Here is a 25,335-nt window from a genome sequence, read left to right on the forward strand (position 1 = left end):
GCCGGGCGCACCCGCCCGCGCGGCGGCGGGACCAGGACAGGGCGGGCCTCACGGGACCGCCCCCAAGGCGCGCGCCGCCGTCAGGCGGCCCGGCGGCCCTCGCGCCAGACCTCGGAGGTGAGGGGGACGCCCGGACGGTAGGCGAGGTGGACGTGGCTCGGGGCGGCGAGGAGGGTGAAGTCGGCGCGGGCGCCCGGGGAGAGGCGGCCGATGTCGGTGCGGCGCAGGGCCGCCGCGCCGCCCGCCGTCGCGGACCACAGGGCCTCGTCGGGGGTCATGCCCATGTCCCGTACCGCCAGGGCGATGCAGAAGGCCATCGACGAGGTGTACGACGAGCCCGGGTTGCAGTCCGTGGAGAGGGCGACCGTCGCGCCCGCGTCCAGCAGCCGGCGCGCGTCGGGCCACTCGGCGCGGGTGGAGAACTCCGCGCCCGGCAGCAGCGTGGCGACCGTGGAGCTGTGGGCGAGGGCGTCCACGTCCGCGTCGGTCAGATGGGTGCAGTGGTCGGCGGAGGCGGCGTCCAGCTCGACGGCGAGCTGCACCCCCGGGCCGTACGAGAGCTGGTTGGCGTGCACCCGCGGGACCAGGCCCTTCGCCTTGCCCGCGGTGAGCACCGCCCGCGCCTGGTCCCCGTCGAACGCGCCCTTCTCGCAGAAGACGTCCACCCAGCGCGCGTACGGGGCGCAGGCGTCCAGCATCTCGCCGGTGACCAGGGCGACATAGCCCGCCGGGTCGTCCGCGAAGTCCGGCGGGACGATGTGCGCGCCGAGGTAGGTGACCTCCTCGGTGTGCCGGGCGGCGATGCGCAGGGCGCGGGCCTCGTCCTCGGTGGTCAGCCCGTAGCCGGACTTGGTCTCGAAGGTGGTCGTGCCCTGGCGCAGCGCCTCGGTGAGGTGGTGGACGAGGTTGGCCTCCAGCGCGTCGTCGCTCGCGGCGCGGGTGGCCGCGACGGTGGTGCGGATACCGCCCGCCGAGTACGCCCGCCCGGACATCCGCGCGTTGAACTCGGCGGTCCGGTCCCCGGCGAAGACCAGGTGGGAGTGGGAGTCGACGAAGCCGGGGACGCAGGCCCGCCCGCCCGCGTCGTGGCGGACGTCGGCGTCCGGGGCCGCGGCCGCCGGTCCGGTCCAGGCGATGTGGCCGGACGGGTCGACGACGAGGGCCGCGTCCTCGATCAGGCCGAGCGGGCTGCCGTCGCCGAGGGCCGGGTCGTTGGTGACGAGGCTGCGGATGCCGGTGACGAGGGTGGTGGTCATGGGTCCTTCCGGGGTGGGTTCGGGACGGCCGACGGCGTACGGCGTACGGCGTGCGGACGGCGGACGGCGGACGGCGGACGGCGCGTCACGACCGCAGCGCGGCCACCGCCCCGGCGAGCGCGCGGGCCGCGTCCGGGACACGGGTGTGGACGCCGTCACGGACGATCCGCTCGCCGCCCACCACCACCTCCCGCACATCGGCGGCGGTCGCCGCGAAGACCGCGGTCTCGGCGCCCAGGCGCGACACCGGCCCGGCGGTGCGCACGGAGTCCAGCGCGACGGTGGTGAAGTCGGCGAGCTTCCCCGGCTCCAGCAGACCCGCGTCGGCCCGCCCGAGGGCCGCGTGCCCGTCCTCGGAGGCCGCCCGGAGCAGCGCGGCGGCCGTCCAGTGGCCCCGGGTGCGGCTGCGCAGCCGCTCGTTCAGCTCCATCGCGCGGGCCTCCTCGAAGAGGTCGATCACCGCGTGGCTGTCGCTGCCCAGGGAGAGCGGCGACCCGGCGGCGTGCAGCGCGGGGGCGGGGCCGATGCCGTCGGCGAGGTCGCGTTCGGTGGTCGGGCACATGCAGGTGCCGGTGCCGGAGCCGCCGATCAGGGCGATGTCCGCGTCCGTGAGGTGGGTGTTGTGGACGCCGGTGGTGCGCGGCCCGAGGACGCCGTGGTCGGCGAGGACGGCGGCCGGGGTGCGGCCGTGGGCGGCGAGGCAGGCGTCGTTCTCGGCGGTCTGCTCGGAGAGGTGGACGTGCAGGGGCGCGCCCCGCTCGGCGGCCCACTCGGCGACGGTGGTGAGCTGGTCGGCGGGGACGGCCCGCACGGAGTGGATGGCCGCGCCGATCCGGACGTGCTCGTTCCCCTTGAGCAGGGAGACCCGCTCGGCCCACGCCTCGGCGGTGCCGTCGGAGAAGCGGAGCTGGTGCCGGTCGGGGGCCGCGCCGAAACCGGAGGAGAGGTACGCGGTGTCCAGCAGGGTGATCCGGACGCCCGCCTCGGCGGCGGCCGCGATCAGCGCCTCCCCCATGGCGTTGGGGTCGGCGTAGCGGGTGCCGCCGGGCGCGTGGTGGACGTAGTGGAACTCGCCGACGGCCGTGATCCCGGCGAGGGCCATTTCCGCGTACACCGCCCGCGCGAGGGCGAAGTAGCTGTCCGGGGTGAGCCGGGACGCGACCTGGTACATGACCTCGCGCCAGGTCCAGAAGGTGCCGCTGCCGACCTGGACCGTGCCGCGCAGGGCCCGGTGGAAGGCGTGCGAGTGCGCGTTGGCGAGCCCGGGGAGCGTCAGCCCGCGCAGCACCGCCGCGCCGGGCGGGGGCGTCGTGGCTCCGGTGCGCACGGCGGTGATCCGGCCGCCGGAGACCTCCAGGGCGACGCCCGGCTCGACGTGGTCGCCGAGCCAGGCGTGCTCCAGCCAGTACGTGGTCACCTGCACGCCATGCCCTCCAGTACGTCGGCGAGTGCGCGGACCCCGGCCACGCAGTCGTCCTCCCGGGCGTGCTCGGCCGGGGAGTGGGAGACGCCGGTGGGGTTGCGCACGAACAGCATGGCGGTCGGGACGGTGCCGGAGAGGATTCCGGCGTCGTGTCCCGCGCCCGTGCCGAGGACCGGCACCGCGCCGCCGAGCAGCTTGTCCAGCTCGTCGCGGAGGGCGTGCCCGAACTCGATGACGGGGGTGAACGACTCGCGGACCACGGCCAGCTCCACCCCGTCCCGCTCGGCCCGCTCCCGGGCGGCGCGCTCCACGCCGGCGACCACGGTGTCCAGCGCGGCCTGGTCGGGGGCGCGGGAGTCCAGCCAGCCGCGCACCAGGGACGGGATCGCGTTCACGCCGTTGGGTTCGACCGCCACCTTGCCGAAGGTGGCGACCGCGCCGGCGAGTTCGGCCTCGCGGCGGGCGGCGAGGACGGTCTCCGCGTAGGTGAGCATCGGGTCCCGCCGGTCCACCAGGCGGGTGGTGCCGGCGTGGTTGGCCTCGCCCCGGAAGTCGAAGCGCCAGCGGCCGTGCGGCCAGATGGCACTGGCGATGCCGACGGCGTCACCGCTCAGGTCCAGCGCCCGGCCCTGCTCGACGTGGAGTTCCACGAACGCGCCGATGCGGCCCAGGCGTTCGGGGTCGGCGCCGATGGCTGACGGGTCGTACCCGGCGGTCTCCATCGCCCGGGGCAGGCTGATCCCCTCCGCGTCGCGCAGCTCGTACGCGGCCTCCCGGGTGAGCTGCCCGGCGGCGAGCCGGGAGCCGACACAGGCGAGCCCGAACCGGGCGCCCTCCTCGTCGCCGAAGTTGACGATGCCGAACGGTCGCGTGAACCGGGCACCCCGGTGGCGGAGTTCGTCGAGGGCGGCGAAGGCCGAGACGACTCCGAGGGGGCCGTCGAAGGCGCCGCCGTCCGGCACCGAGTCCAGGTGGGAGCCGGTGACCACGGCGTCCCCGGCGGCCGGGTCGCCCAGCCAGGCCCACTGGTTGCCGTTGCGGTCGGTCTCCACGGCCAGGCCCCGGGACTCGGCCTCGGCCCGGAACCAGGCGCGGCACTCGGCGTCCGCGCCGGTCCAGGCGTAGCGGCGGTAGCCGCCGGACTCCGGGTGGCGGCCGAGGGGGGCGAGGTCCGCCCACATGCCGTGGAAGGAGGTGCTCACGCGCCCTCGCCCCCGGCGGCAACGGCGTTCCCGGAGCCGTCGGCGCCAGCCTCGCGCATGGGCACCCGGACGCCCTTGTCCGCCGCGACGGTCTCGGCGATGTCGTAGCCCGCGTCCACATGGCGGATGACGCCCATGCCCGGGTCGTTGGTGAGGACCCGGCGGATCTTCTCCCCGGCGAGCGCGGTGCCGTCGGCGACGGTGACCTGCCCGGCGTGGATCGAGCGGCCCATGCCGACGCCCCCGCCGTGGTGGAGGGAGACCCAGGAGGCGCCGGAGGCGACGTTGACCATGGCGTTGAGGAGCGGCCAGTCGGCGATGGCGTCGGAGCCGTCGAGCATGGCCTCGGTCTCGCGGTACGGGGAGGCGACCGAGCCGCAGTCCAGGTGGTCGCGGCCGATGGCCAGCGGGGCGGCCAGTTCGCCGCTCGCGACCATGTCGTTGAAGCGTTCGCCGGCCTTGTCGCGCTCACCGTAGCCGAGCCAGCAGATCCGGGCGGGCAGGCCCTGGAAGTGGACCCGCTCGCCGGCCATCCTGATCCAGCGGGCGAGGGACTCGTTCTCCGGGAAGAGGTCGAGGATCGCCCTGTCGGTCTTCGCGATGTCGGCCGGGTCGCCGGAGAGGGCGGCCCAGCGGAACGGGCCCTTCCCCTCGCAGAACAGCGGCCGGATGTAGGCGGGGACGAAACCGGGGAAGGCGAAGGCCCGCTCGTAGCCCGCGAGTCGCGCCTCGCCCCGGATGGAGTTGCCGTAGTCGAAGACCTCGGCCCCCGCGTCCATGAAGCCGACCATGGCCTCGACATGGCGGGCCATGGACTGGCGGGCGCGGCCGGTGAAGCCCGCCGGGTCCTTGGCGGCCGCGTCCGCCATCTCGTCGAAGTCCATGCCGAGGGGGAGGTAGGCGAGGGGGTCGTGGGCGCTGGTCTGGTCGGTGACGATGTCGACCGGCGCGCCCTCGGCGAGCATCCGGGGCAGCAGCTCGGCCGCGTTGCCCAGCAGGCCGATGGAGAGCGGGCGGCGGGCGTCCCGGGCCTCGACCGCCAGGCGCAGGGCCTCTTCGAGGGAGTCGGCCCGCACATCGAGGTAGCGGTGTTCGATCCGGCGCTCGATGGCGCGCGGGTCGCAGTCGATGCAGATCGCGACGCCGTCGTTCATGGTGACGGCGAGGGGCTGGGCGCCGCCCATGCCGCCGAGCCCGGCGGTGAGGGTGATGGTCCCCGCGAGGGTGCCGCCGAACTTCCTGGCGGCGACGGCGGCGAAGGTCTCGTAGGTGCCCTGGAGGATGCCCTGGGTCCCGATGTAGATCCAGGAGCCGGCCGTCATCTGGCCGTACATGGTGAGTCCGAGCTGCTCCAGGCGCCGGAACTCCTCCCAGTTCGCCCAGTCGCCGACCAGGTTGGAGTTGGCGATCAGGACGCGCGGGGCCCACTCGTGGGTCTGCATCACGCCGACCGGCCGGCCGGACTGGACGAGCATCGTCTCGTCCTGCTTCAGCGTGCGCAGGGTGCGCACCATCGCGTCGAAGGAGCGCCAGTCACGGGCCGCCCTGCCGGTGCCGCCGTAGACGACGAGCTTGTCCGGGTGCTCGGCGACCTCGGGGTCGAGGTTGTTCTGGAGCATGCGCAGGGCGGCTTCCTGCTGCCACCCCAGGGCGCTCAGGTCCGTACCGCGCGGGGCCCGTACGGGGCGGGGTCCTGACATGGCGGTGCCTCCTCGGAACGCGTCGTGACTCGACGGCTGCGTGTTCAACTGGATATTCACATCCTGACCAGCTGAATAGTTCTAGTCAACCACCCGGGCGCCCCTGCGGGCCCCGGGGCCGGATGATTGGCTGGCGGGCATGACTCCAGAGCTCCGGGACCGGGCCGTCCGCGCCGCCGTGGAACAGGGACTGCTCAGCGACGAGCAGCCGGTGACCGCCCTCATCGACGTGGCCGGGGTGCGTGCCTCGGCGGCCGGGCTGCGGGAGGCGTTCGCCGCCGTCACCGACGCGCCCGTGCTGCACGCCTTCGCCGTCAAGGCGTCCCCGCTCGTCCCGGTGCTGGCCCTGCTGGCCGCCGAGGGCATCGGCGCGGAGGTCGCGAGCCCCGGTGAACTGGAGCTGGCCCGGGCCGCCGGGCTGCCGCCGGAGCGGATCGTGCTGGACTCACCCGCCAAGACGACCGCCGAACTGCGCGAGGCCCTGGCCCTGGGCGTCGCCGTCAACGCCGACAACGCGCAGGAACTCGCCCGGCTGGACGCCCTGCTGGCCGCGGCCCCCTCCGTCTCGCCGATCGGACTGCGGGTCAACCCCCAGGTCGGGGGCGGCTCGATCGGTGCCCTGTCGACGGCCACCGCGACCTCCAAGTTCGGTTTCGCGCTCGGCGACCCGGGAGCCCGGGCCGCCCTCGTCCGCGCCGTCCTGGACCGGCCGTGGGTGACCCGGCTGCACATCCACTCCGGCTCCCAGGGCATGTCCCTGACCCGCATGGCGGACGGGGTCCGCGCCGTGCACGCCCTCGCCGAGGAGATCAACGCCGCTGCCGGGCACCGGCGGATCGACACCCTCGACATCGGCGGCGGCCTGCCGGTCAACTTCGCCTCCGACGAGCACACCCCCACCCACCGGGAGTACGCCCGGCGCCTCGCCGAGGAGGTCCCCGGGCTGTTCGACGGGAGCTACGGCATCGTGACCGAGTTCGGCCGGTCCCTGGTCGCCAAGCACGGCCTCGTCCTCGCCCGGGTCGAGTACGCCAAGACCTCCGGCGGCCGCCCGATCGCGGTCACCCACGCCGGGGTCCAGGTCGCCACCCGCACCGTCTACGACCCGGTGTCCTGGCCGCTGCGGCTCCTCGCGTACGACGCCCGGGGCCTGCCGCGCACCGGAACGCCGGTCGAGCAGGACGTGGCCGGGCCGGCCTGCTTCGCGGGCGACCTGATCGCCGAGCGGCGGGCCCTGCCGCCGCTGGAGCAGGGGGACGTGGTCGCCGCCCTGGACACCGGCGCGTACTACTTCGCCAGCCACTACGGCTACAACAGCCTGCCCCGGGTGGCCGTGCACGGCTGGACCGCCGGGCCGGAGGGGATCGCCTTCCGGACCGTCCGCGAGGCCCAGTCCCGGGCGTCGATCGCGGCGGAGGCGGGGGCGGCGCACCGCGACGCCCTCCTGGGCTGAGCACCGGCCCCGGCGGGGCCGGGGGCGGACCGGGGGCGGCTGTCGCACCCCGGTGGTTCCATGGATCCATGACTACCAGCACCGTCGTCGTCGAGCGGCTGATCCAGGCACCCCCCGGGCCCGTGTGGGAGGCGCTGACCGACCTGAGCGGCTGGGAGGACACCCTCACCGGCGTGGAACGGATCGAGGTGCTCACCCCCGGCGGCTTCGACGTCGGCACCCGGTGGCGGGAGACCCGGCGGATGATGGGCAAGGAGGCCACCGAGGAGATGTGGGTGACGGCCAGCGAGCCGCCCGAGCGCTATGTGGTGGAGGCCGAGTCGCACGGCACGCACTACGTCTCGGAGTTCCGCCTGCTGACCTCCGGGCCGGAGACGACGACCGTGCGCCTGACCTTCTCCGCCGTCCTGCCGGGCGGGGTGCGGGGGCTCGCCGCACGAGTGCTGGGTCCGATCGCCGCGCGCGGAGTGCGCAAGGCGCTGCTCCAGGACCTGGACGACGTCGCACGGGTGGTGGAGACCCGCAGCCGCTGACCGGCCCCCTGCCGGCAGACCGCCTCCTCCCGGCTCCGCCGGGGCGTCGAAGACCGCCGGCGCCGCCCCGTGAAGACCGGCGCCGCGCCGTGAAGACCGACGCCGTGCCGGCCCTCGTCGAGCTCAGCGGTCTGCCGGTGATCCGTCCATGTCCGCGCCGGGGCGCTGATCGCCCTTTGCGTTGTCCTGCAGGACGTGAACAGGCTGTTCATGCGGCTGCGGCCGGAGGGCCGAGGGCCCCGGGCACCCCGCCGGCCGGGCGCCCGGCGGTTTTTGGCCGGGAAGCCTACCGACCCCGGGCAACTTCCGTTGGAAAATGCCAGAACTCCCCACGGACGAAGCCACGTTGCGTAACCTCTCCGTCACCGGTGCGCATCCGTGCGCAGCGTACCGAGGCGGGAGGGGAGTTCCACGTGCCCGGAATCGACGAGTGTCTGCTCCAGGCCATGGTGGTGCCCGGAGCGCGGGGTGCGGCCATCGTGGACTGGACCAGCGGTCTCGCCCTCGGCGCGGTCGGCGAGAGCCCCGGCGGCGACGCCGAGGCGACAGCCGCCGAGACGGCCGAACTGGCGCGCATGGCGGCGGAGTTCCCGTCCTTCGCCCCCGACGGACCGGACGGCGGACGGGCCTTCGGCGCCCCCGGCGGACCGCGCGGCCTCGGCCAGGTCCCGAGCGGCTTCCGGCCGGCCGGCACGCCACCCGGCGGGGGCGGCGCGGACGAGGGCGCCAAGGGGCTCCCCGTCGAGGACCTGATCGTCACCACCCGCACCGGCTACCACGTACTCAGGTTCGTGGAGACGACCTTCGACAGCAGTGTCTTCCTCCATCTGTGGCTCGACCGGGACACCGGGAACCTGGCCCTGGCCAGACTCCGGATGGCCGAGATCGCCGAGCGGCTGGTGCTCGGATGAGCCCGGCCACCGTCACCGCCCCCGCCACCGCCGCGAGCGCGGTCTCCCCGATGCTCGACCGGCTCGCCTCGGAACGCGCCACCGGCGCCCTCGTCCGCGACCACGGCGCCCTCTACCTGGTCGACGGACAGGTGGTGCACGCCGAGAGCCCGGCCGCGCCCGGACTCGACGTCCTGCTCACGGCGAGCGGGCGGCTGCCGGCCGAGGGCTGGCAGGAGGCCGTGGCCGAGGCGGGCGCCCGCCGGGAGGTGGCCCGCTTCCTCGTCGACAGCGGCCAACTCGCCGACGGGGAGCTGGAGATCTGCCATCTGGCCGCCCTCCACGACGCGGCCTTCTTCGCCCTGGCGCCGACCAGCGGACCGACCCGGTTCCGGTACGGGGTGTGGCACTGGATCGGCAGCATCCGGCCCGTACCGGCGGCGGACGTCGCCCGCGAGGCGCTGCGGCGCCGCGGTCTGCTGGACTCCGTGTGGCCCTACCCGGAAGTGGACACCGCCCCCCTGCGGCCCGCCCCCGCCGGCCCGGGGGCGTCCCCGCGCCAGCGCGCCCTGCTGGACCTCGCGGACGGCGTCCGGACCCCGGCAGCCATCGCGCGGACCCTGGGCCGCCCCGCGTTCAACACCCTGGTCGAGGTACGGCGGATGGCCGCCGCCGGGCTCGTCGAGACCCCGCCGGACCCGCTCGCCCAGGCCCCCGTGCGGCTCCCGGACTGGATTCCCCGGGTCTCCGACGACCCGGACATCGCCCTGTTACGCCGGCTCCGCGACGCACTGGAGGCAACCCTGTGAACCACCGCCCGACCCACCGGGCCCGGCGCGATCCGTCATGAGGCGTGCGCTGCGGCTGCGCGCCGAGAGGAGACTGCTCATGACGGCCGAGGCCGAAGTGCTCGGCGAGATCAGACGGTTGCGGGCCCGGCTGCCCCAGCTCACCGGGGCGCTCGCGGCCAGCGCCGACGGACTGGTGCTGGCGACGGACAGCCCCGAGGCGGAGCACGTGGCGGCGCTCACCGCCGCCGCGCTCGGGGTCGCCCTGCGCCTGACCGAGGCGACCGGTCAGGGCGGCTTCAAGGAGCTGCTCGTCCGCGGCGAGACCGGCTACGTCGCGACGTACTCGGCCGGTTCCTCGGCCGTGCTGACCGTGCTGGCCGAACCGCGGATCAACGTCGGCCGGCTCCATCTGGAGGCGCGCCGCGCCGGAGCCCGCATCGGAGACCTGGTCGACGGCGCCCTCGAACGGACCCAGGACGCCTGACCCATGGCCACCACACCGTCGGGGACGCCCTCGAACCCACCCGTACCACCGGTACCGCCTCTACCACCGGCACCGCCTGCACCACCGGCACGTCCCGCACGTCCCGCACCCCCCAAGACCCCACGCACACCGAAGACCACCGGCAGCACCAGAACCACACGGAAGGAAAGTGCGCCTGTCATGGCCAATACCGAAACCGCACTCAAGGAAGCGATGACGATCGAGGGCGCCGTCGGCGCCGCGCTCGTCGACTACACCAGCGGCATGGCGCTGGGCACCATCGGCGGCGGCAAGGAACTCGACCTCAACGTCGCCGCCGCCGGCAACACCGACGTGGTCCGCGCCAAGGTGCGCACCATGGAGCACCTGGGTCTGAAAGAGGACATCGAGGACATCCTGATCACCCTCGACACCCAGTACCACATGATCCGGCTCCTCAAGAGCCGCAACTCCAACGGCCTGTTCCTCTACCTCGCCCTCGACAAGGACCGGGCCAACCTGGCCATGGCCCGGCACCAACTCCGGCGGATCGAGGCGGATCTGGAGGTCTGACCGGGCGGCCCTCAGCGACGCCGCGCCCCACCGGGCGCGGCGTCGCCCGCCGCGACCCCCGTCGTGCGGAAGCCCTTCACCGCCCGGCCGCCGGGGCCGCCGGTCAGCCAGTCCGTGCGCACCCACAGCAGGGTCTCGCCGTCCCGCTCGCGGCGGCCGAGCCACACCGCCTTCGCCCACAGGCCCGCACCGGCCCCGGCCAGCACAAGACCGCCCGCGGCGGGCAGGGCGAACGAGGAGGCGAGGGCGGCCGGGAACGCGAGCAGCAGCCACCAGCGCCGGGCCCGGCGGCGCAGGCGCAGCGTCACCCGCCGGTCCTGGAGCAGATCGTGGCGGCCGGCCCGGTCGGCGCGGTCCGCGAGCTGCGTATAGCGCCGCCGGCGCACCAGGGCGACGACGACGGCCGTCACCAGGAACAGCACGGCGCCCGCCAGGATCCCGATCCGCCGCCCGGTGAGACCGGGGACGGCCGTGCCGAGGGCGGCGGCGAGCAGGCCCAGCCACCACAGCGGGGCCGCGCAGGCGCGTACGGCCACCGCCACCCGCGCCAGGGACTGCGCCCCGCGCTCACCCCGGGGCACGCGCCGCGCGCGCTCCCCCGTCTGCGTGCCCGCCGCCTTCCGCGGCGCTCCGCCGCCCGTCCGCGCCGCGCGTGCTGCCCGTGCTGCCCGTGCTGCCCGTGCCATGCAGGTGCTCCCTCCGCCCGGCCGCGCGCCGGGTCCGTCCGCAGGGTGGTGTGCCGGGCGGGCACGGTAGCGGCGCAATCTGAGCGGAAGCTGAGAATCCGCGCCGACGTCCCCCCGCGACGGGCGGGCGCGGCGGTCCGGCGGTCTCCGGCGGCACAGGACCCCCCGACGGGCGGCCCCCGGCGGACAGCACCCCGCCACGAGCGCGAACCCGGCGACCTGCAGCCCCGGCGATCGGCGGCGATTCCCGGCGACGGGCGGGGACCGCGGCCCGGCGGTCTCCGGCGGCACAGCGCCCCCCGACGGGCGGCCCCCGGCGGACAGCACCCCGCCACGGGCGGGGACCGCGGCCCGGCGGTCTCCGGCGGCACAGGACCCCCCGACGGGCGGCCCCCGGCGGACAGCACCCCGCCACGAGCGCGAACCCGGCGACCTGCAGCCCCGGCGATCGGCGGCGATTCCCGGCGACGGGCGGGGACCGCGGCCCGGCGGTCTCCGGCGGCACAGCGCCCCGGGGGCCCCGGGACGGACGGCCCCGCCGCCCCACCTACGCGGCCCCGAGCGGGCCGCCCCCTCCGCCCGCCTCAGTCGACGAACAGCCCACGCTCCGCCGCCTGCGCGTCGAAGTCCTCCAGACGGGCCTGCGCGTCCGGGAGCCCGTCGCACATCGCCTCCAGCAGCACCCGGCCCAGCAGCATCGGCGCGCAGGCCGTGTCGAAGGCCAGCCCGGTACCGACGGCGGCCGGGATCAGCAGGTCGCTGTGCGCGGCCACCGGCGCGAACGCCGAGTCGGCGACGGTCACCACGGTGAGCCCCGCGCCCCGCGCGTACTCCAGCGCCTCGACGACCTCGCGCGGGTGGCGGGGCAGCGCGAAGCAGAGCAGCGCGCTCGCGCCGGCCCGCCGGGCGCTGTCGATCCGGTCGGCGAGCATCGAGCCGCCCTCGTCCAGCAGCCGTACGTCCGGGTGCACCTTGGCGGCGAAGTACGCGAAGCCGCGCGCCTGCGAGGAGGCGGCGCGCAGCCCGAGAACGGGCAGCGGCCGGGAGGTGGCGAGCAGCCGGCCGGCCCGCTCCACCGGCTCGGGTTCGGCGAGCATCGCCGCGAGGTGCTGGAGGTTCTCGATCTCGGCCTGCACCGCCTGCTGGTACTCGTTGGGCGCGTCCTCGTCGGGAACGGCGGTCTCCGGCGGGGCGACCTCGCGCAGATGCCGGCGCAGCGCCGGATAGCCGTCGAAGCCGAGGGCGACGGCGAACCGTGTCACGGACGGCTGGCTGACCCCGGCGAGCTCCGCCAGCTCCACACTGGACAGGAAGGGCACGTCACCGGCCCTGCGGACCATGCTGTGCGCGATGCGCCGCTGGGTCGGGGTGAGCCGGTGCCCCTCGAAGAGCACCTGCAGCCGCGCGGCCGGGCTGTCGCTCATGTCCTGCCCCCTCGTCCGACCCCCGCCGCCGGGCCTTGCTGCCTATTCAGCCACCCTGAACTCTGCATGACGATATACAGGCCGGGCAAGCGGAACACCCCGCCCCGCGCCCCGGCCGGGAACCCCCCGAGGAAGACGGGGGTTGTCCCCACTGACGCGCGCGGGCCCGTGCTCGTAACGTGGGCGGCATGGACGCCCGGGACCCGGAGCTCAAGAAGGAGCTCGACGCAACCCTGAACGCCCGCCGCGAGCTGGGCGAGGAGTACGACGCGGCCCTGGTCGAGTCGTTCCTGGAGAAGGTCGAGCAGCGCCTCGACAGCACGGTGGACCGCCGTGTGCGCCGGCAGCTCGCCGAGCGGCAGATGGTCGTCGCACGGGGCGGGGCGCGCCCGGCGGCCCGCTCGTCCGGGTCGGACTTCGGGGAGCGCTTCGGTTTCGCGATCGTCACCCTGGTGCTGGCGGTCCCGCTCTCCGCGATCGGCGCGGCCCACGCGAACCTGGCCGGGCTGCTGGTGACCTGGCTCGGCATCGTGGGGGTGAACGCGGCACACGCGGCGCACCGGTGGCCCTGGCAGCGCGGGCGGGGCCCTTCGGGCCCGGAGGGCCGCCGGGACGACTGAGCCGCGCGGGAACGGCAACCCGGCGACGACGACAACACACGCGACGGTGGCGGGCGGATCTCCGAAGGATCCGCCCGCCACCGTCGTACGGGTGCGGCGGGGACCGCCGCACCCCCGGCGGACCGGGGGGCGGGACGACGGCGGTCCCCGCGAGGGACACGGACCGGGTCAGGGCCGGTCTCCGCGTCCGGGGCGTCCTGGAGGTCCGGGAGCCGCTCCGTAGTCCTGGACGCCGTCCGTGCCGGCCGGGTCACCTGCCCGGTCCCCCTGCCGACATCCACCAAGGTGCCGGACGCGTGTTAAGCCGGTGCTGCGCGGGCGTGACGCGCTCGTACCTTTTCGGCGAAGGCCGACGCGGCCCGCGCGGGCCCGGGTGGGGGCAGCCGCGCGGGCCCGCGCCTCACTTGGCGTCGCCGGCCAGGAAGGCGAGCAGGTCCTGACGGCTGACCACGCCGGTCGGCTTGCCCTCGACCAGCACGATCGCGGCGTCGGCCGCGTCGCCGAGGACCGACATCAGGTCCGCGACCGGCTCGCCGGAGCCGACCTGCGGCAGCGGCGCGGACATGTGCTTCTCCAGCGGGTCGTTCAGCGAGGCGCGCTGGGTGAACAGCGCGTCCAGCAGCTCCCGCTCCACGACCGAGCCGATGACCTCGGCGGCCATCACGTCCGGGTGGCCCGCGCCCGGCTTCACGATGGGCATCTGGGAGACGCCGTACTCGCGCAGCACCTCGATCGCCTGGCCGACGGTCTCCTCGGGGTGCATGTGCACCAGGCTGGGCAGCGCGCCGCCCTCCTTGTGGCGGAGCACGTCGGCGACCGAGGCGCCGCCGCTCTCCAGGAAGCCGTAGTCGGCCATCCACTCGTCGTTGAAGATCTTCGAGAGGTAGCCGCGGCCGCTGTCCGGCAGCAGCACCACGACCACGTCGTCCGGGCCCAGCTCGCGCGCCACGCGCAGGGCGGCGACGACCGCCATGCCGCAGGAGCCGCCGACGAGCAGGCCCTCCTCCTTGGCGAGGCGGCGGGTCATCTGGAAGGAGTCCTTGTCCGAGACGGCGACGATCTCGTCCGTCACGTTCGCGTCGTACGCGGTCGGCCAGAAGTCCTCGCCCACGCCCTCGACCAGGTACGGACGGCCGGAGCCGCCGGAGTAGACGGAGCCCTCGGGGTCGGCGCCGACGATGCGGACCTTCCCGTCGCTGATCTCCTTCAGGTACCGGCCGGTGCCGGAGATCGTGCCGCCGGTGCCCACGCCCGCGACGAAGTGGGTGATCCGCCCCTCGGTCTGCTCCCACAGCTCGGGGCCGGTGGTCTCGTAGTGCGAGCGCGGGTTGTTCGGGTTGGAGTACTGGTCCGGCTTCCACGCCCCGGGGGTCTCACGGACCAGGCGGTCGGAGACGTTGTAGTACGAGTCGGGGTGCTCGGGGTCGACGGCGGTCGGGCAGACCACGACCTCGGCGCCGTACGCGCGCAGCACGTTGATCTTGTCCGTGGACACCTTGTCCGGGCAGACGAAGATGCACTTGTAGCCCTTCTGCTGGGCCACGATCGCCAGGCCGACGCCGGTGTTCCCGCTGGTCGGCTCGACGATGGTGCCGCCGGGCTTCAGCTCGCCGCTCTGCTCGGCGGCCTCGATCATCCGCAGCGCGATGCGGTCCTTGACCGAGCCGCCGGGGTTGAAGTACTCGACCTTGGCGAGGACGGTCGCCGAGATGCCTTCGGTCACGTTGTTCAGCTTCACCAGCGGGGTGTCGCCGACGAGACTGATCATCGAGTCGTGGATGCGCACAATGTTCTCCGGGGTCTCCGTAATGGTCCCGCCAGCGTATGCCGGATGCGGACGTGATTGGGCGACGGCCCGTACGGGGCAGTTACGTCTTGTACGGGCACGACTGCGGCCCGCAGCGGTCGCGAGGAGGTTGGCTGTGTCGAGGGCGAGGGTGGCCAGGCGCATCGCGGCGGGGGCGGCATACGGCGGGGGCGGCATCGGGCTCGTCGGTGCGGCGGCCGTGGGGGTGCTGCTGGCGGAGGTCCAGCTGGCGAAGCGCTCCGTGGGCGGCGGGACGGCGCCGGTGCCGCCGAAGGGGAACGGGCTCTACGGGCTCTCCTTCGGCCGGGCGAACCCGCTGCACCTCGCCGTCCTGGGCGACTCCACGGCGGCGGGGCAGGGGGTGCGGCGCGCGGGCCAGACCCCGGGCGCCCTGCTGGCCTCGGGACTGGCGGCGGTCGCGGAGCGTCCGGTGGAGGTCCGCAACATCGCGCTGCCGGGGGCACAGTCCGACGATCTGGAACGCCAGGTCACGCTGCTGCTCGCGGACCGCACCCGCACCCCGGACGTGGCCGTGATCATGATCGGGGCGAACGACGTCACCCACCGGATGCCGCCCACGCAGTCCGTGCGGTACCTGGCCGCGGCGGTGCGGCGGCTGCGCACGGCGGGGGCGGAGGTGGTCGTGGGCACCTGTCCGGACCTGGGCACCATCGAGCCGGTGTACCAGCCGCTGCGCTGGCTGGCCCGCCGGGTGAGCCGGCAGCTCGCGGCGGCCCAGACGATCGTGGCGGTCGAGCAGGGCGGGCGCACGGTCTCCCTCGGCGACCTGCTGGGCCCGGAGTTCGCGGCCAACCCGCGCGAGATGTTCGGCGCGGACAACTACCACCCGTCCGCGGAGGGGTACGCGACGGCGGCGATGGCGATGCTGCCCACGCTCTGCGCGGCACTCGGGCTCTGGCCGGAGACGGACACCCTGGACGCCGGCCGGGACGAGGACGTCCTTCCGGTGGCCCGGGCAGCGGCGGAGGCCGTGTCCGAGGCGGGCACGGAGGTCAGCGGCGTCCGCGCCCCCTGGGCCCTCCTCAAGCACCGCCGCCGCCGTCGCCTCCCGGCGACGGAATCCGGGCCGGAAACCCCCGCCGCCACCCCGTCCGACCACCCGCCCCGCACCCAGGACCACGCGGGCCCCCGCTGACCGCGCACGACGCTCTGCGCCGCCCGGCGCTGGCCGCCGGCGGCCCGGCCTGGGGGCCGGCCCCACCGAGCCCGCCCGGCACGGTGCGGCGCGCTCACCACCCGGCCGACGCGGCTGGGGCCGGAACCCGGGCGGGTGGCCCGGCCTGGGCGGGCGGAGACCCGGTTTACGGGCGCGCGAGCGCCCCCTCGTGGCACACTCGTACTGAGCAAGCGCCCGCTTAGAAAAGAGGCCCGCATCACACGGCTCGCGCCGTGACCGCGGGCATACGGACCGGTAACTTCCCAGACAGCCCGCCCTGACTTCCCATGGAGCCGTGATGCCCGAAGCCGTGATCGTCTCTGCTGCCCGCTCGCCCATCGGCCGGGCCTTCAAGGGGTCCCTGAAGGACCTGCGGCCGGACGACCTGACCGCCACGATCATCCAGGCCGCGCTGGCGAAGGTGCCCGAGCTGGACCCGCGCGACATCGACGACCTGATGCTCGGCTGCGGCCTCCCCGGCGGTGAGCAGGGCAACAACCTCGGCCGCATCGTCGCCGTGCAGATGGGCATGGACCACCTGCCGGGCTGTACGGTCACCCGCTACTGCTCCTCCTCCCTCCAGACCTCCCGGATGGCACTGCACGCCATCAAGGCCGGCGAGGGCGACGTCTTCATCTCGGCGGGCGTCGAGATGGTGTCCCGCTTCGTGAAGGGCAACTCCGACAGCCTGCCGGACACGCACAACCCGCTCTTCGCCGAGGCGGAGGCCCGCACCGCCGCGGTCGCCGAGTCCGAGGGCTCGACCTGGCACGACCCGCGCGAGGACGGCCTCGTCCCGGACGCGTACATCGCGATGGGCCAGACCGCCGAGAACCTGGCTCGCTGGAAGGGCGTCACCCGCGAGGACATGGACACGTTCGGCGTCCGCTCGCAGAACCTCGCCGAGGAGGCCATCAAGAACGGCTTCTGGGAGCGCGAGATCACCCCGGTCACGACGCCCGACGGCACGGTCGTGAGCAAGGACGACGGGCCCCGCGCGGGCGTCACCCTGGAGGGTGTCCAGGGCCTGAAGCCGGTCTTCCGCCCCGACGGCCTGGTCACCGCCGGCAACTGCTGCCCGCTCAACGACGGCGCCGCCGCGCTCGTCATCATGAGCGACACCAAGGCGCGCGAGCTGGGCCTGACCCCGCTCGCCCGGATCGTCTCCACCGGCGTCTCGGGCCTCTCCCCCGAGATCATGGGCCTGGGCCCGGTCGAGGCGTCGAAGCAGGCGCTCCGGCGGGCCGGGCTGACCACGTCCGACATCGACCTGGTCGAGATCAACGAGGCCTTCGCCGCGCAGGTCATCCCCTCGTACCGGGACCTCGGCTTCGACCTGGACAAGGTCAACGTGAACGGCGGCGCGATCGCCGTCGGCCACCCCTTCGGCATGACGGGCGCCCGGATCACCGGCACGCTCATCAACAGCCTCCAGTTCCACGACAAGCAGTTCGGCCTGGAGACGATGTGCGTGGGCGGCGGCCAGGGCATGGCCATGGTCATCGAGCGGCTGAGCTGAGCCGTAGCGGAGGGTAGGGGTCGCCCGAGGAACGAGGGCGGCACTCCCCCACCCTCCGGCCGGGGGTGCCCCCAGCCCGCAGCGGTGGCGAACCTCAGCGCGACCACCAGCACGCGCGGCTGAGCCGAGCCGTAGCGGAGGGCCCGGCCGCGGCCGGGGATCCCGGTTCGTGACGCAATCTCCCCCAGGATGTGACCTGTCTCCTGGGGGAGAGGTCTTTTGGCAGGTCACAGGGTTGCACCGCTAAACATGGGGCCAAAAGTCCTGTCCATTTCGTGACGTAATGCACTGACAGAACGCGCCGGCTCATCGCAAGCTGAGGTAGGAAGTCGGGGGTATCGAGTGAAACCGGGAGTACGTCAGTGAGCGCCATGTCTCTTGCCCTGCTGCTGACCACGGCCGCCGCCACGGCCGTGGGCGCCGCTGCCCTGCACGCCGCCCACGGGCTCCGCAAGCAGGTCACGGCGCTGCGCACCGAACTCGCCGCGTCGTACGGCGTCGGCCGCACCGCGTCCGTCCCCCAGGCCCGCACCAGCGACACCGCCGAGATACGCGCGGCGGTCGCCGAGGCGCTCGCCGAGGAGCGGGAGCGGGAGCTGGCCGAGGCGCGCGCGTTCTGGGCGGCACAGGAGGCCAGGGACGCCGCAGACGCCTCCGCCCGCTTCCCCGGCGACTCCGCCCCGCTGGGCGGGCTGACCGGCTTCACCGGCATCAGCGAGGAGGTCACCGCCTTCTACGTGCCCCGCCAGGCCGACTTCGCCGGTCTGGAGGCCATGGACCTGGACGCCGTCGAGGCGCTGGACGACATGGCCGAGCTGCCCGAGGCCGCCGAGTTCGCGGAGGACTCCCCCGAGCTGGCCGCCGCCCGCCGCCGCCACCCCTCGCACCCGGACTTCGTCCCCGTGCAGACCCCCGTGGTCACCGACCACGAGCGCACCGTGGCGCGCCTGGAGGAGCTGGCCGAGTCCGGCACCGAGCTGACCGACGTCCGCCCGGGCCCGCTGGGCACCCTGGACGTGTACGTCTTCGCCGACGGCACCACCCTCTGCATGACCCCCGGCCACCGGGAGACCGCCGAGCAGCTGGCCGAGGCCCTGCGCGCGGGTGACACCCCGGTCCTGCTGGGCGGGTCCGGTGTCTCCGGCGCCTACGCCCTGACCTTCGCCTGCGGCGAGGAGAGCGTCTACATCCTCGCGGACCGGGTCATCGCGTCCCACTGAGCACACGGGCCCCGCGGGCCCGCCGGCGCGCCGCCGGCGCCGGGTCTCCGCGTCAGGCCCCCGCCCGTCCCGCGGCCGACTCCACCAGGGAGACGGCCGCACGCAGCTGCTCCTCCACGTCGGCCCCGCCCGCCCCCGCGTCGGCGGCCCGCAGCGCTTCGGCCAAATCCCGGCCCGCCACCAGCAGTTGGTCGGCCACCGCGAACACACCCGCGTCCGGCATGATCAGCGGCTCCCGTCCGCCGGGCCCGCCCGGGGCCTCCAGACGCTGCGCACGCAGGGACAGTTCCCGGGCGAGGGCGAGTCCTTCAGCCGCGGCGCCGCGCTGGAGCCGGCTCTGCGGAGCCGCCCGCAGCCGGTCGGAGAAGCGCACCACCGCATCGGTGAATTCCGTCGTATCGAGCACTCCGCGACCCTATGCGCCCTCTCGGGGCTGTTGCCAACGGCCGGACACTCGGGCACGGTGGCGGGAAGAGCACCACGCGCAATGCGTCCGGAGGCGCCGATGTCCCATGCATTCTCCGAAGAGACCCATCGAAACCTGCTCTCCCGCATCCCCGCTTGCACCGGTCGTGAGATCTCCGACTGGCTCCGCACCGTGGAGGAAGGCCCGTCCCTCTTCCGTTTCGAGGAGAAGGTGAGCTGGCTCCGCGGCGAACACGACCTCTCCTACGGCCACGCGAAGGCGATCATCCACGAGTACGACATGCGCCGCGCGGCGCGCAAGCTCCTGTAGCCCCGGCCACGCGAACGCCCACGCCTCGCACAAGCACAAGCACCCGCACCCGCACCCGCAAGCGAAAGGGCCCGCCCGGCAGTCGCCGGACGGGCCCTTCGCTGTGCTGTGCCACCGCGCCGGGGCGCGGAGCGGGAGGGTGCGTCAGTCGTCGCCCTGGAGGATCGACAGCAGACGCAGCATCTCCAGGTAGATCCACACCAGGGTCAGGGTGAGGCCGAAGGCCGCCAGCCAGGACTCCTCGCGCGGGGCGCCGTAGGTGATGCCGTCCTCGACCTGCTTGAAGTCCAGGGCGAGGAAGCAGGCGCCGAGGATGATGCCGATGACGCCGAACAGGATGCCCAGGCCGCCGCTGCGGAAGCCGAGGCCGTCACCGCCGCCGAAGACGGCGAACAGCAGGTTCACCATCATCAGCAGGATGAAGCCCATCGCGGCCGCCATCACGAAGCCGTAGAAGCGGCGGGTGACGCGGATCCAGCGCATCTTGTACGCGATCAGCACACCGGCGAAGACCGCCATCGTGCCGAGCACCGCCTGGGCGACGACGCCGTTGGCGATGTACGTGGAGACGGCGCTGGAGATGACGCCGAGGAAGACGCCCTCGAACGCGGCGTACGACAGGATCAGCGCGGGCGAGGCCTTGCGCTTGAACGCCTGCACGAGCGCCAGCACCATCGCGACCAGCGCGGCGCCGATGGCGATGCCGTACGACCGGCCGATGTTGGCCTCGTCGACCGGCAGCAGCACCCACGAGAGGATCGCGGTGAGCACGACCGTGCCCAGCGTCATCGCGGTGCGGGTGACGACGTCGTCGATCGTCATCGCGCCCGGGCGGGCGGGGGCCTGCGGGGCGCCGGCCTGGGTGTCCGCCGACGGGGCGTAGGGGTTCGTCGCGTACGGGTTGGTGCTGGGCTGGGCGTACGGGTCGCCCGCGCCCTGGGCGTACGGGTTCGCTCCTGCGGCGGGGCCCCCGGCCTGCGGCTGCTGCGCGTTGAAGCCGGCGTAGCCGTTGTCGCGGCTGAACCCCCGTCGCGAGAAGACCGGGTTGCTGCTCCTCATCTCACTCCTCCATGGCCACCGTGCGCGGCCTTGCCACAAGAGTAATGGGCGAGCAAAAGAATGACTCTAGTGCCCAGGGAGGATCTTTCGGCAATCGTTGCCCGATCCGCCAGGTGGGGGCCGTTGCCGGGGGCACCGCGGGGCCGGGCCGGGGCCCGCCCGGACGTGGAGGGGCGGCTCTTCGCGGCCTTGTGACCTTGTGACCTCGTGACAGGAGGGTTCACGCCGCGCCCGGGGGCCGCGGTTGGGCCGTCCGGGCCCCGGCGGGGGCGCCCTGGGAGGCGCCGGGCCCGGGTGCCGGGCCTCCCGGCGGTCCGAGGCGCAACCCCCGTCGGCCGTCAGCGGGCGGCCGGCGGGGCGATGGTGCGGGCGACGAGCTCCCGCAGCCGCGTCTCCAGGGCCCGCGGCGCGTCCGGGGTGAGCGAGGCCAGCGCGACCATCGCGGTGACGATCACGTCGCACAGCTCGCTGTGCACGTCCTCCCAGGTGTGGCTCGCCCCCTTGCGCGGGTTGGCGCCCATCGCCCCGTGCACCGCCTCGACGACCTCGCCGAACTCCTCCCCGATCTTGATCACCCGCAGCAGCCGCGCGGCCTCCCCGGACACCGGCACGGCCTCCGCGTCCAGCCACTCCACCAGCCGCCGCACATCGGCCCACGTACTCGCGTCCATCGCGCCCTCTCCCGCCCGGCCGCGCTCCGCACGGACCCGCGCACGCCTGCGCGGCGTGGTGCCCGGAGCCGGACTCGAACCGGCACGCCCCCGAGGGGCAGCGAGGTTTAAGCTCGCCGTGTCTGCATTCCACCATCCGGGCGTGCACGCGGTAGGCGTCAGCACAGGACCCTATCGGTGGTGATCGATCCGCCCCCGGGGTCCGTGGCCCGATGTTGCCCTGGACGGTGGGCTCCTGAGGGGCCGTCAGGGCAGGTGGGGCCGGTCGGTGCGGAGCAGGGGCGGCGTCCGGTGGGGGTCGGCGGGGGCGGGTGATTGACGGAAAAGCGCCGCCCGCGGGATCCGGCGCCGTGATGAGCCCGTGGGAGGGACGCCGTCATACCCGAGGATGACGGCGGGGCGGGTCCCGTCCGACCGCAGAGGGCCCCGGAAAGGGGCATCGGGAGTGACGATCCGGGGCAGCGGAGCGGACACGATGGAACGGTCCCCTTCAGCACGTCCCGACAGGAGCACTTCCGTGACCACCACCTCCCTCGCTCACCGCGCCACCGTCGTGGCCGCCCGCGCCACGGAACTGTCCAAGGTGTACGGACAGGGCGAGACCCAGGTGGTCGCCCTGGACCGGGTCAGCGTGGACTTCAAGCAGGCCGAGTTCACCGCGATCATGGGCCCCTCGGGCTCGGGAAAGTCGACGCTGATGCACTGCGTCGCCGGTCTCGACAGCTTCAGCTCGGGCTCGGTGCGCATCGGTGAGACCGAGCTCGGCTCGCTCAAGGACAAGCAGCTCACCCAGCTCCGCCGGGACAAGATCGGCTTCATCTTCCAGGCGTTCAACCTGCTGCCCACGCTCACCGCGAAGGAGAACATCACCCTCCCGATGGACATCGCGGGCCGCAGGCCCGACGCGGAGTGGGTGCAGCGGGTCATCGACATGGTCGGTCTGCGGGACCGGCTCGGGCACCGGCCGACCGAGCTCTCCGGCGGCCAGCAGCAGCGCGTCGCCGTCGCCCGCGCCCTCGCCTCCCGCCCGGAGATCATCTTCGGTGACGAGCCCACCGGGAACCTGGACTCCCGCTCGGGCGCCGAGGTGCTCGGCTTCCTGCGCAACTCCGTGCGCGAACTGGGCCAGACCGTGGTGATGGTCACCCACGACCCGGTCGCCGCCTCCTACGCGGACCGCGTGGTCTTCCTGGCCGACGGCCGGATCGTCGACGAGATGCTGAACCCGACCGCGGACGGCGTCCTCGACCGGATGAAGGACTTCGACGCCAAGGGCCGCACCAGCTGACACGCGCCGCCCCGGCGTCCGGCCGGCGCGTCCGCGCGCCCCGGCCCGCCACCCGGTGACCGGCTCCCCCTCCCGCCGGGCACCGCCCCCAGGAACCCCTCTCAGTCGTCGGACCCGCGGCCACCGCGCCACGGGCCCTGTCCGGCCTGCGCCGGCATCCCTCCCCAGGACTCACCATGTTCCGTACCGCCCTGCGCAATGTGCTCGCGCACAAGGCCAGGCTGCTGATGACCGTGCTCGCCGTGGTGCTCGGCGTCGCCTTCGTCTCCGGCACCCTGGTCTTCACCGACACCCTCTCCCAGGCCTTCCGCAACCAGTCCGCGAAGAGCTACGACGACGTGGCCGTCGCCGTGACCTCCTACGCGAGAGCGGACGAGCCGGGCAAGGAGCCCGGCCTCTCCCAGAAGACGGTCGACGAGATCCGCGGCCTGGACGGCGTCGCCAGTGCCTACGGCCGCGTCGACGGCTTCGCCGGCGTCGCCGACCCGGACGGCAGGCTGATCGGCGTCGGGTGGTCCAACAAGGGCTCCAACTTCGCCCCCGGCAAGGACGGCAAGGACCCGGCCTACACCTTCACCGAGGGCTCCGGCCCCGTGCGGGCCGACCAGGTCGCCCTGGACAAGGACTCGGCCGCCAAGGGCGAGTACCGGGTCGGCGACCGGGTACGCGTCGCGACCAACGGGCCGGTGCGGGAGTACACCCTCAGCGGGGTGTTCACCACCAAGGACGGCGCGGTCAACGCGGGCGGCAGCCTGGTCCTCTTCGACACCCCCGTCGCGCAGAAGCAGTACCTGACGCCCGGCTACTTCAGCACCCTGACCGTCACCGCCGCCCCCGGCGCGGACGCCGGCGCGATCCTGGACGCCGTCGAGCCGCTGGTCCCCGAGGACGCCGAGGCCCAGACCGGTCAGGCGCTCGCCGACCAGGAGGCCCGGGACATCGAGCGGGGCCTCGGCACGCTCAGCCAGGTACTGCTCGCCTTCGCCGGCATCGCCCTGTTCGTCGGTGTCTTCCTGATCTCCAACACCTTCACCATGCTGGTCGCCCAGCGCACCAAGGAGCTGGCCCTGATGCGGGCCGTGGGCGCCTCCCGCAGGCAGATCACCCGCTCGGTGCTGCTGGAGGCCGCGCTCGTCGGACTCGTCGCCGCCACCGCCGGCTTCGCCCTCGGCATCGGGCTGGCGCTGGGGCTGCGCTCCGGTATGAACGCCTTCGACATGAAGATCCCGGCCGGGCCGCTGGTCCTCTCGGCGACGCCGGTCGTGGCCTCCCTCGCGGTCGGTGTGCTGATCACCATGCTGGCCGCGTGGCTGCCCGGCCGCCGGGCCGCGAAGATCCCGCCGGTTGCGGCGATGAGCAGCGTCCACGCGGCCGCCACCACCAAGTCCCTGGTGGTGCGGAACTCCGTCGGCGCGGCGATCACCGCCCTCGGCGCCTTCGGGATCGTCGCGGGCGCCGGCACGGCCGGTGAGACGGGCCGCTACTACATCGCGGCGGGCGCGTTCTTCGCCCTCATCGGTGTGATCATCCTGATTCCGCTGCTGTCCCGGCCGGTCATCGCCCTGGTGCGGCCGCTGCTGGTGGGCCCGTTCGGGGTGTCCGGCAAGCTGGCGGGCCTGAACGCGGTCCGCAACCCGCGCCGCACCGGCGCGACCGCCTCCGCCCTGGCGATCGGTCTGACCCTGGTCACCGGCCTGTCGGTGCTCGGTGTGACCGTCGGGCAGGCGATCGACAGGACGACCACGGACCAGATCAAGGCCGACTACATGGTCACCATGGCGAACGGCGGCGACCTGGACCGGTCCGCGGTCACCGCCCTGGAGAAGGCCCCCGGCGCCGTGGCGGTCTCCCCGCAGCAGGCCGTCTACTTCGAGCTGGACGGCGAGTTCGCCTCCGCCTCGGCCGTCACCCCGGGCGCCGTCGAGAAGGTGCTCCGCGTCGACGTGGTCAGCGGCAGCACAGCCTCCCTCGCCAAGGGCCGGATCGCGGTCGCCGAGGACTCCGCGAAGAAGCACGGCTGGAAGGTCGGCGACCGGCTGCCGGTCGTCTACAACGACGAGAAGAAGGACACTCTGGAGGTCGGCGCGGTCTTCAAGGGCACCGAGTTCCTCTCCCCCGTCCTCGTGGACACCTCCGTGGTGAAGGAGCACGAGACCAAGCCGTACATCCGCGAGATCTTCGTGAAGACGGACGGGGGTCAGACGGCGGCCAACGAGAAGTCCCTGATCAGCGCGCTCGGTGAGAACCCGGCGATCAGCGTGATGGACCACCAGGACATCCGCGACCAGTTCGGCGGCATGATCAACACGATGCTGAACATCATGTACGCGCTGCTGGCGATGGCCCTGATCATCGCTGTGCTGGGCGTCGTCAACACCCTGGCGATGTCCGTCTTCGAGCGGCAGCAGGAGATCGGCATGCTCCGCGCGATCGGTCTGGACCGGCGCCGCGTCAAGCGGATGGTGCGGCTGGAGGCGGTGGTGATCTCCCTCTTCGGCGCACTGGTCGGCATCGGGCTGGGCTCGTTCCTCGGCTGGGCGATCGGCGAGTCGATCCGGGACAGCATCCCGGCGTACGAGCTGGTCCTGCCGTGGGGCCGGATCGCGGTCTTCCTGCTGCTGGCCGGGCTGGTGGGCGTTCTCGCCTCGCTGTGGCCGGCGCGGAGCGCGGCGCGGCTGAACATGCTCCGGGCGATCAAGACGGAGTAGCGTCCGGCGGACGCGAGGACGGCGGAGGGCCGGGCACCCAGGGCGGGCGCCCGGCCCTCGGCCGTTTCCCTGGCCCGGGCTCGGTTCGGCCGGGACCGGCCGGGGCAGCCCCCGGCGCCGGGGGCAGGGGCGCCGT

Annotated in this window: 23 protein-coding genes and 1 tRNA gene; 13 read left to right on the top strand and 11 right to left on the bottom strand. The window is 74.1% G+C overall.

Going from position 1 to position 25,335, the window contains the following annotated elements; translation table 11 throughout:
- Positions 1–80: 80 nt before the first annotated feature.
- From hutI to hutU, 4 genes are all read right to left on the bottom strand, one after another.
- Positions 81–1,256: an imidazolonepropionase gene (hutI, locus tag C593_RS0108200; RefSeq protein WP_018846814.1), complete on the bottom strand. Its 1,176-nt coding sequence runs from the start codon at positions 1,254–1,256 to the stop codon at positions 81–83.
- Between the two features lie 85 nt (positions 1,257–1,341).
- Positions 1,342–2,679: a formimidoylglutamate deiminase gene (locus C593_RS0108205; RefSeq protein ID WP_018846815.1), complete on the bottom strand. Its 1,338-nt coding sequence runs from the start codon at positions 2,677–2,679 to the stop codon at positions 1,342–1,344.
- A complete protein-coding gene (locus C593_RS0108210) occupies positions 2,670–3,860 on the bottom strand; it encodes an allantoate amidohydrolase (RefSeq protein ID WP_026277484.1) in 1,191 nt (396 codons plus the stop codon). Before C593_RS0108210 ends, C593_RS0108205 begins: the two co-directional genes overlap by 10 nt.
- A gap of 17 nt (positions 3,861–3,877) precedes the next feature.
- Positions 3,878–5,581: a urocanate hydratase gene (hutU, locus tag C593_RS29085; RefSeq protein ID WP_037745159.1), complete on the bottom strand. Its 1,704-nt coding sequence runs from the start codon at positions 5,579–5,581 to the stop codon at positions 3,878–3,880.
- A gap of 139 nt (positions 5,582–5,720) precedes the next feature.
- Between hutU and C593_RS0108220 the strand changes: the two genes are divergently transcribed.
- The 6 genes from C593_RS0108220 (at position 5,721) to C593_RS0108245 (ending at position 10,284) form a co-directional block, all read left to right on the top strand.
- The gene (locus tag C593_RS0108220) at positions 5,721–7,034 is read left to right on the top strand and encodes a hypothetical protein (RefSeq protein ID WP_018846818.1); all 1,314 of its coding nucleotides are present in this window, start codon (positions 5,721–5,723) and stop codon (positions 7,032–7,034) included.
- A gap of 68 nt (positions 7,035–7,102) precedes the next feature.
- Positions 7,103–7,567, top strand: coding sequence for an SRPBCC family protein (locus C593_RS0108225; RefSeq protein WP_018846819.1), 465 nt, complete (start codon positions 7,103–7,105; stop codon positions 7,565–7,567).
- Positions 7,568–7,980: 413 nt separating this feature from the next.
- Positions 7,981–8,478 carry a hypothetical protein gene (locus C593_RS0108230; protein ID WP_026277485.1) on the top strand — a complete coding sequence of 166 codons (498 nt, stop codon included), beginning with the start codon at positions 7,981–7,983 and terminating at the stop codon, positions 8,476–8,478.
- Positions 8,475–9,266, top strand: a complete 792-nt coding sequence (locus C593_RS0108235; RefSeq protein WP_018846821.1) for a hypothetical protein — start codon at positions 8,475–8,477, stop codon at positions 9,264–9,266. Before C593_RS0108230 ends, C593_RS0108235 begins: the two co-directional genes overlap by 4 nt.
- Positions 9,267–9,345: 79 nt before the next feature.
- Positions 9,346–9,732, top strand: coding sequence for a roadblock/LC7 domain-containing protein (locus C593_RS0108240; protein WP_018846822.1), 387 nt, complete (start codon positions 9,346–9,348; stop codon positions 9,730–9,732).
- A gap of 180 nt (positions 9,733–9,912) precedes the next feature.
- The gene (locus tag C593_RS0108245) at positions 9,913–10,284 is read left to right on the top strand and encodes a hypothetical protein (RefSeq protein WP_018846823.1); all 372 of its coding nucleotides are present in this window, start codon (positions 9,913–9,915) and stop codon (positions 10,282–10,284) included.
- Positions 10,285–10,295: 11 nt separating this feature from the next.
- Here the strand turns inward: C593_RS0108245 and C593_RS0108250 are convergent, their stop codons facing one another.
- Both C593_RS0108250 and C593_RS0108255 read right to left on the bottom strand, forming a co-directional pair.
- A complete protein-coding gene (locus C593_RS0108250) occupies positions 10,296–10,865 on the bottom strand; it encodes a hypothetical protein (protein ID WP_018846824.1) in 570 nt (189 codons plus the stop codon).
- A gap of 689 nt (positions 10,866–11,554) precedes the next feature.
- Positions 11,555–12,394 carry a MurR/RpiR family transcriptional regulator gene (locus C593_RS0108255; RefSeq protein ID WP_018846825.1) on the bottom strand — a complete coding sequence of 280 codons (840 nt, stop codon included), beginning with the start codon at positions 12,392–12,394 and terminating at the stop codon, positions 11,555–11,557.
- A 188-nt stretch (positions 12,395–12,582) separates the two neighbouring features.
- Here C593_RS0108255 and C593_RS0108260 point away from each other — a divergent pair, with 188 nt between their 5' ends.
- A complete protein-coding gene (locus C593_RS0108260) occupies positions 12,583–13,014 on the top strand; it encodes a hypothetical protein (RefSeq protein WP_018846826.1) in 432 nt (143 codons plus the stop codon).
- A 400-nt stretch (positions 13,015–13,414) separates the two neighbouring features.
- On the opposite strand, the gene C593_RS0108265 is transcribed toward C593_RS0108260, so the two are convergent.
- Positions 13,415–14,800 (bottom strand): cystathionine beta-synthase, encoded by a 1,386-nt coding sequence (locus C593_RS0108265; RefSeq protein WP_018846827.1) that lies wholly within the window; start codon positions 14,798–14,800, stop codon positions 13,415–13,417.
- Between the two features lie 151 nt (positions 14,801–14,951).
- Between C593_RS0108265 and C593_RS0108270 the strand changes: the two genes are divergently transcribed.
- From C593_RS0108270 to C593_RS0108280, 3 genes are all read left to right on the top strand, one after another.
- Complete coding sequence (locus tag C593_RS0108270) at positions 14,952–15,977, top strand: SGNH/GDSL hydrolase family protein (RefSeq protein WP_018846828.1); 1,026 nt, start codon at positions 14,952–14,954, stop codon at positions 15,975–15,977.
- Positions 15,978–16,296: 319 nt separating this feature from the next.
- Positions 16,297–17,517 (top strand): acetyl-CoA C-acetyltransferase, encoded by a 1,221-nt coding sequence (locus tag C593_RS0108275; protein WP_018846829.1) that lies wholly within the window; start codon positions 16,297–16,299, stop codon positions 17,515–17,517.
- 371 nt (positions 17,518–17,888) lie between these two features.
- A complete protein-coding gene (locus tag C593_RS0108280; protein ID WP_018846830.1) occupies positions 17,889–18,737 on the top strand; it encodes a hypothetical protein in 849 nt (282 codons plus the stop codon).
- 52 nt (positions 18,738–18,789) lie between these two features.
- On the opposite strand, the gene C593_RS0108285 is transcribed toward C593_RS0108280, so the two are convergent.
- Complete coding sequence (locus C593_RS0108285) at positions 18,790–19,143, bottom strand: hypothetical protein (protein ID WP_026277487.1); 354 nt, start codon at positions 19,141–19,143, stop codon at positions 18,790–18,792.
- A gap of 99 nt (positions 19,144–19,242) precedes the next feature.
- Here C593_RS0108285 and C593_RS0108290 point away from each other — a divergent pair, with 99 nt between their 5' ends.
- On the top strand, positions 19,243–19,473 hold the full coding sequence (locus tag C593_RS0108290) for a DUF4287 domain-containing protein (RefSeq protein WP_018846832.1): 231 nt from the start codon (positions 19,243–19,245) through the stop codon (positions 19,471–19,473).
- Positions 19,474–19,617: 144 nt separating this feature from the next.
- Here the strand turns inward: C593_RS0108290 and C593_RS0108295 are convergent, their stop codons facing one another.
- From C593_RS0108295 to C593_RS0108305, 3 genes are all read right to left on the bottom strand, one after another.
- Entirely contained in the window at positions 19,618–20,532 is a 915-nt protein-coding gene (locus C593_RS0108295; RefSeq protein WP_018846833.1) for a Bax inhibitor-1/YccA family protein, read from the bottom strand.
- Positions 20,533–20,870: 338 nt separating this feature from the next.
- On the bottom strand, positions 20,871–21,203 hold the full coding sequence (locus C593_RS0108300; protein WP_018846834.1) for a MazG-like family protein: 333 nt from the start codon (positions 21,201–21,203) through the stop codon (positions 20,871–20,873).
- Between the two features lie 56 nt (positions 21,204–21,259).
- Positions 21,260–21,345 (bottom strand) — tRNA-Leu (locus C593_RS0108305).
- Between the two features lie 333 nt (positions 21,346–21,678).
- Between C593_RS0108305 and C593_RS0108310 the strand changes: the two genes are divergently transcribed.
- Together C593_RS0108310 and C593_RS0108315 are read left to right on the top strand one after the other, a co-directional pair.
- Positions 21,679–22,491, top strand: coding sequence for an ABC transporter ATP-binding protein (locus tag C593_RS0108310; protein ID WP_486591090.1), 813 nt, complete (start codon positions 21,679–21,681; stop codon positions 22,489–22,491).
- Positions 22,492–22,667: 176 nt separating this feature from the next.
- Positions 22,668–25,199, top strand: coding sequence for an ABC transporter permease (locus tag C593_RS0108315; RefSeq protein WP_018846836.1), 2,532 nt, complete (start codon positions 22,668–22,670; stop codon positions 25,197–25,199).
- The last annotated feature ends 136 nt before the right edge of the window (positions 25,200–25,335 follow it).

The sequence above is a fragment of the Streptomyces sp. CNT372 genome, from assembly GCF_000377145.1.